This is a genomic window from Pseudomonadota bacterium (assembly GCA_023229365.1).
Classification (GTDB): domain Bacteria; phylum Myxococcota_A; class Polyangia; order JAAYKL01; family JAAYKL01; genus JALNZK01.
Map to the genome: position 1 here is coordinate 23633 of JALNZK010000066.1, position 6231 is coordinate 29863.

At 70.0% G+C, this 6231-nt stretch carries 9 protein-coding genes; 7 read left to right on the forward strand and 2 right to left on the reverse strand.

The genetic code is table 11. From position 1 onward, the window contains the following. Positions 1-2: 2 nt before the first annotated feature. Positions 3-725: a CPBP family intramembrane metalloprotease gene (locus M0R80_20835; protein ID MCK9462080.1), complete on the reverse strand. Its 723-nt coding sequence runs from the start codon at positions 723-725 to the stop codon at positions 3-5. Positions 726-727: 2 nt separating this feature from the next. Then, positions 728-1825, reverse strand: coding sequence for a hypothetical protein (locus M0R80_20840; GenBank protein ID MCK9462081.1), 1098 nt, complete (start codon positions 1823-1825; stop codon positions 728-730). 89 nt (positions 1826-1914) lie between these two features. Between M0R80_20840 and M0R80_20845 the strand changes: the two genes are divergently transcribed. From M0R80_20845 to M0R80_20875, 7 genes are all read left to right on the forward strand, one after another. After that, positions 1915-2118: a hypothetical protein gene (locus M0R80_20845; GenBank protein ID MCK9462082.1), complete on the forward strand. Its 204-nt coding sequence runs from the start codon at positions 1915-1917 to the stop codon at positions 2116-2118. 22 nt (positions 2119-2140) lie between these two features. Beyond that, entirely contained in the window at positions 2141-2500 is a 360-nt protein-coding gene (locus M0R80_20850) for a hypothetical protein (GenBank protein MCK9462083.1), read from the forward strand. Between the two features lie 118 nt (positions 2501-2618). Next, complete coding sequence (locus M0R80_20855; protein MCK9462084.1) at positions 2619-3770, forward strand: acyl-CoA dehydrogenase family protein; 1152 nt, start codon at positions 2619-2621, stop codon at positions 3768-3770. Between the two features lie 15 nt (positions 3771-3785). Beyond that, positions 3786-4001 carry an acetyl-CoA carboxylase biotin carboxyl carrier protein subunit gene (locus tag M0R80_20860; protein MCK9462085.1) on the forward strand — a complete coding sequence of 72 codons (216 nt, stop codon included), beginning with the start codon at positions 3786-3788 and terminating at the stop codon, positions 3999-4001. A 16-nt stretch (positions 4002-4017) separates the two neighbouring features. Then, a complete protein-coding gene (locus M0R80_20865; GenBank protein MCK9462086.1) occupies positions 4018-5145 on the forward strand; it encodes a DegT/DnrJ/EryC1/StrS family aminotransferase in 1128 nt (375 codons plus the stop codon). Next, on the forward strand, positions 5142-5909 hold the full coding sequence (locus tag M0R80_20870; protein MCK9462087.1) for an ABC transporter ATP-binding protein: 768 nt from the start codon (positions 5142-5144) through the stop codon (positions 5907-5909). The genes M0R80_20865 and M0R80_20870 overlap by 4 nt, the downstream gene beginning before the upstream one ends. 11 nt (positions 5910-5920) lie before the next feature. Beyond that, positions 5921-6231 (forward strand): hypothetical protein (locus M0R80_20875; protein ID MCK9462088.1); only part of this gene is annotated, 311 nt, incomplete at its 3' end.

A 6231-nucleotide genomic window follows, 5' to 3' on the forward strand; every position in this document is an offset into this window, starting at 1 on the left:
CATCAGCGGAAACCGTACCCCGCCCGCAGGATGTCCATGAAGACGTTGCTCGCCGCGTGGAACAGGATCGGCGCGACGATCGTGCCCCGCCGCGCCTTCAGCCAGCCGAAGGCGAGCGCCGGGAAGAACACGAGCAGGCGGTGCGGCGCGAGATCCACCGCGAAGTGGCCGAGCGCGAACAGCGCCGCCTGGACGACGAGCGACGGGCCCACCTCGGCGCCGAGCAGCCGGAACCGTCCCCTCGCGCCGAAGAGATCATCGAGCCGACCCATCAGGTAGCCGCGAAAGAACAGCTCCTCCGGCCCCGCGACGACGACGAGCTGCGCGATCGCCGCGCCCGGGTAGCCGGAGGGCCACGCGAAGTCGAAGCTCCTCTCGGCGACGCCCCACGCCCACGGGGACGCGAGCGCGACCGGCACGAACGCGACGACCATGGCGCCGAGGACCCAGGGCAGATCGACGAGCGGGCGGCCGAGCCGGACCCCGTATCGCGCGTACGGCCTCCCGCGCCTGTCGAGCACGACGATCGGCAGCAAGAGGAACACGACGCCGACGAGCGCGTGGAGCCCGCCGCCGAGATCGAGCGCCGCGTCGAGACGCACGAGCCCCACGACGAGCGCGAGCTGGACGACGAAGACGATCGCCACCTCGGCCCCGAGGCCGCGGGGCAGGGCGGGCGCCTGGGGCGTCTCGGTCTTCGCGGCGGGCTGTTCTTCGGGCGACATCGTCATTGAATAAGCTGCTCGGGCGGGCGGGTGTCAACTGTTCGATACCGCATGGGGAGCTTCCCGCGCAGCGAGAAGAGCGCCGCGAACAGACAGGCCGCGGAGAGGAGGATCAGGGCGAGGAACGACGGGGCGGAGTAGTGCGCCTTGACGACGCGGAAGAACGCCGGCAGCGCGCCGCCGATCAAGCCCAGGCACGCGAGCCCGAACGCGAAGCCCGGCCGACCGGGCAGGAGCGCCGCCAACGCCACGAGCGTCGCCGGCATCGTCATCTGGAAGAGGAAGATCCCCGCCGCGAATACCAACGGGTCGCGCCCTCCGAAAGCGATGAGCGGCGCCGACAGCACGAGCGCCCCGACGTTCACCGGGATCCAACCGAGGCGGTCGGAAGCGATCCCCCCGAGGGTCTTGCCGCCGAACACCGCGGCCGTGACCGCCACGGTCACCCAAGGCGCTTTGTCTAGACCCTGTGCGCCGGCGGTGCCGACGAAGGCGCGCACCGCGATCGAGACGAGCAGCAGGGCCGCGACCACGACGGGCGCCGAGAGCTCGAGCCTCCGCTCCTGGCGGCTGTAGGAGATGCGCGGAGCCCCGGACACGAGCGTCACGAGCAGCGAGGCCGCGAGCGCGGCGAGGAACGGCCACACGCAGATCGCGCCGCTCTTTCCCATCCAGATGCCCGTCGCGAGGCCGATCGCCCCGGGGCCGACGAAGAGCCCGGGGTCGGTCGCCCGTCCGGGGCGCACGGTGAGCGACATGGCGCCGCCCCCGACGTGGTAGAGCGCGTTGCCGAGCCCGGCGAGGGCCATGGCGGCGTAGGGGTTCCAGAAGAGCATCGCCACGGCGCAACCCGCGCAGACGATCCCCGCCCGCGCCGCGGCCATGGGGGCGCGCAGGTGATCGCTCGCCAGCCCGATCAGTGCCTGCCCGGCGAACGCCAGCAGATCGTAGCTGAGGACCAGGCGAAAGCCGTCGCCCACCGACATCCCGAACCTCGCGACCGCCGTGTAGACGACCATAACCGTCGCCGCGTCCACGAGGGCGTGGATGGCGCCATAGGTGATCGGGAAAGCCGGGCTGTCCGCCGACAGGAATTTCATGGTCGATTGCATCCGAGTCGTGTGGCGAAATTTCAACTATGCTACCATGTTCCCCGAAGGGTTCCGCAACGAAAGAGGGTCCGGATTTCATGACGACAAAGAGCGCGATCAAGAATGCCCTGTTGTTTGCGGCCGTGTCCGTCTTCTTGGTTTCGATGGCCCTGTCGGCGAGCGCTGACGTCGCGGATCCGGGGGACGAAGAAGACGACGACGACGCCCCGGAGTGCGAGTGCGCGGCGGTCGGCGCATCGGCCCGTCCCCTGTCCGTCATTTCCGCGCTGATCGCGCCGTGAGTCCGGCTCGCTCGGCGGCGGCATGATCGATTGCCTCCATCACGCCTCCCGGATCTGGTGGTCGGCGTTCCTCCTGACGCTCGTGTTCGAGGTTCCGGTTTACGCCCTTCTGACCAGGGGTAAGGTGACGGCGTGGCGCGCCGTCGTGTCCGCGGTCCTCTGCTCCGCGGTCACGCACCCGTTGCTCTGGTTCGCGTGGAAGCGGTTGGGGATGTCGTATGCCGCCTACCTCGTGACCGGCGAGCTCCTCGTCGTCGCCGTCGAGAGCGCGATCTTCTGGAAAGCGGCCGGCGGGCTGACGTTCCGCCAGGCCGCGCTCACGGCGTTGGCCGCGAACGCGGCGAGCTGCCTCGCGGGGCTCCTCCTGCAGCGGATGACCTGACCACCGGCACCTGACCACCGGCTCCTTGCCGCCAAACCCCAACCCTGGTAGAGAGGAATGCTGCTCGCGACGGCTCCCCGAGGGCGGGGAGGGGCCGCGTGACCCAAGGAGGCAGGAGATGGATTTCGATCTGAGCGAAGAACAAATTCTCATGCGGGACAGCGCGCGGAAGTTCGCGCTGGGCGAGATCGCGCCGACGGTCGAAGAGGACGAGGAGGCGCACAAGTTCCGGCCCGAGCGCGTCAAGCAGATGGGCGATCTCGGCTTCTTCGGCGCCGTGATCCAGGAGGAGTTCGGCGGCACGGACGTCGGCCACCTCGCGGCGTCGGTCATGGCCGAGGAGTGCGCGCGGGTGAGCGCGTCGTGGGGCCTCCCGTTCAACATGCAGATGAACGGCCCGGCGCTGACGATCCAGCGCTTCGGCACGAAGGAGCAGAAGGACAAGTACATCCCGGGGCTCATCGCCGGCGAGGCGCTCGGCTGCTTCGCGATCACCGAGCCGAACACCGGCTCGGACGTCGCGTCGATGAAGACGACGGCCAAGGAGACCGACGGAGGCTTCGTGCTCAACGGCTCGAAGACCTGGATCTCCCAGGGCCACCTCGCGGACACCGGGCTCGTCTACGCCTACACGGACAAGGACAAGGGCGTAAAGGGGATGACCTGCTTCATCGTCGAGATGAAGAAGGTCCCCGGCATCACGACGCGGCCTATCGAGAAGAAGTTCGGCCTGTTCTGCTCGCCGACCTCGGAGATCTTCTTCGAGGACGCGCGCATCCCGAAGGACTCGATCCTCGGCAAGCGCGGCGACGGCTTCAAGGTGTGCATGTCGATGCTCGACGTGACGCGCCTCTCGTGCGCGGCGCGTGCCGTGGGGCTCGGGCAGGCGTGCCTCGACTCGTCGGTCGCGTACGCCAAGGAGCGCACGCAGTTCGGCAAGCCGCTCGCGGAGTTCCAGATGATCCAGGAGCAGATCGCGACGATGTACGCCGAGCACGAGGCGGCCAAGCTGCTCGTCTACCGCGCCGCGTCGAACAAGGACAAGACGCCGGACGCGCGCAACACGCACGAGGTGTCGATCGCGAAGTACTTCGCGGCGGAGGCGGCGGTCAACGCGGCCAACATCGCGATGAAGATCCACGGTTCCTACGGCTACTCGAACGAATACCCGGTCGGGAGGTACCTCCGCGACGCGAAGTCGTACCAGGTGGTGGAGGGAACCTCGAACGTCCAGAAGATGATCATCTCCCGGCACGCGCTGGGACTGTAGGAAGAGGAGAACCCAATGGCAGCGGATATCGTCGCTCCGATGGTCGGAAAGATCGTGAAGATATTGGTCGAGGTCGGGCAGGAGGTCTCCGAGGACGAGCCCGTGCTCATGCTCGAGGCGATGAAGGTCGAGATGCCGGTGGTCGCCCCCGAGGACGGCAAGGTCTCCGAGATCCTCGTCCAGGAAGGCGCGACCGTCGAGGGAAACCAGCTCCTCCTGAAGCTCGCTTGAGCACCTCCCCGCGACCGTGCGAACCCCCGGCCCCCAGAAGATAAAGCTCGCCGATCCGTGCCTCACCGAGGCCGAGGAGCGGGCGGCCGTCGAGGTGCTCCGCTCCGGCCGCGTCGTGGCCGGCCCGCGCGTCGAGGAGCTCGAGACGCGGCTCGCCCGGATCACGGGGCGCGCGCACGCCGTGGCGCTCTCCTCCGGGACCGCGGCGCTGCTCGCGCTCCTGCACGAGCTCGGCATCGGCGTGGGGAAGACGGTCGTCGTTCCAGCGCTCGCCTTCCCGGCCGCGGCCCAGGCCGCCGCTTTCCTCGGCGCCCGCGTCGTCGCCTGCGACGTGGAGCCGACGACCCTGAACGCCAGCGCGCAAACGATCGCGGCGGTGCTCGAGCGGGAAGGGGGCGCGGATCTCGTCGTCGCGGTCGATCTGTTCGGCGTCCCGGCCGAGGCGCCGGGGATAGCAGAGCTCCTCGAGCCGCGCGGGATCCGGTTCGTCGTCGACGCCGCGTGCTCCCTCGGCGCGTCGCTCGACGGGCGGCCCTGCGGCGCGTTCGGCGACGCCGCGATCCTGAGCTTCCACCCGCGCAAGCTCGTCACGACCGGCGAGGGCGGCGCCGTGCTCACGGACAACGCCGGGCTCGCGGCGACGCTGCGCCGCTTCCGCAACGTCGGCGCCGAGGGCGGCGCGTTCCACGGCGTCGGGCTCAACCTCCGGCCGTCCGAGATCGGCGCGGCGATAGGCTGCGTCCAGCTCGCGCGGCTCGACGAGATCATCTCGCGGCGGGCCGCGCTCGCGTCGCGGTACGGCGCGCTTCCGCTCGGGTTCCAGGCCGCGCCCCCGGGCGCGCGGCGCAACCACCAGACGTTCGCGGCGCTCCTGCCCGAGCGGCTCGGGAGATCCGGGCGCGATGGGCTCGTCGCGCACCTCGCGGCGCGCGGGATCGAGGCGCAGGTCGCGAGCCACTGCCTCGGCACGTGCGGCCCGCTCGCCGCGGCGCTCGGCGCGGAAGCGGACGCGACGCCCGCGGCCCGCGCGGCGGCGGATCTCGGCCTCGCGCTGCCGCTGCACGGCGGGCTCTCCTTTGAGGATGTGGACCGGATCGCGGCGGACGTGCGAGACTGGCTCGAGCGGCACGGGGTGACGGGATGACGACGGCGCCGATCCTCGAGGTCCAGGATCTCTTCAAGACGTTCCGGACGGGGTTCTTCCGCCGGCGCGTCGACGCCGTGCGCGGCGTGAGCTTCGAGGTGCGGGAGGGCGAGATCTTCGGCCTGCTCGGGCCGAACGGCGCCGGCAAGACCACGACGCTCAAGGTGATGATGGGGCTCGTCGCGCCGACGTCGGGATCGATCCGGATCTTCGGCCGCCCGTGCTCGGAGCCGGGCGCGCGCGCCCGGGTCGGCTTCCTGCCGGAGAACCCGTACTTCCACGAGTACCTGACGCCGCGGGAGCTGCTCGAGTTCTATGGCAGCCTCGTCGGGCTCGGCGGCGCAAAGCTCGAGCGGCAGAGCGAAGCGCTCATCGAGCAGGTCGGACTCAAGGAGGCGGCGAACCGCCCGCTCCGGAAGTTTTCCAAGGGGATGCTCCAGCGGATCGGGCTCGCGCAGGCGCTGCTCGGCGATCCCGAGCTGCTCGTGCTCGACGAGCCGATGAGCGGGCTCGATCCCATAGGGCGCAAGTTCGTCGCCGATCTCATCGCCGAGCGCAACCGGAGCGGCGTGGCGATCCTGTTCTCGTCGCACATCCTTTCCGACGTCGAGCGGCTGTGCCACCGCGTCGTCATCCTGAACCGCGGCGTCGTGGCCGCCCAGGGCAGCCTCGCCGATCTCGTCGGCAAGGACACCGGCGACGAGACGCTCGAGTCGCTGTTCGTGCGCAAGGCGCTCGAGGGCGGCGGCCCCGAGAGCCCGTAGGAGCGATGGCGGTGCGTTGGATCCCGACGAGAGAGATGATCGCCCAGTCGTGGCAGAAGTACGGCCTCATCGTCGTGGGCAACATCGTGTTCTTCGTCCTCCTCTATTTCATCTCGTACCGGCCGAACAACGACGCGAACCGCGCCGCCGAGCTGCTCATCATGGGACAGGAGCAGGAGACGCAGGGGCGCGCCGAGGCCGCGTCCGTCCTGTACGAGAAGGTGCTCGTGCGGTATCCGAAGACCGAGGCGGCGCGGACGGCCAGGGAGCGGATCCCGGCGGTGCGGAAGTGGGTCGCCTCCCGCGGCGTGCCCGGGAAGCC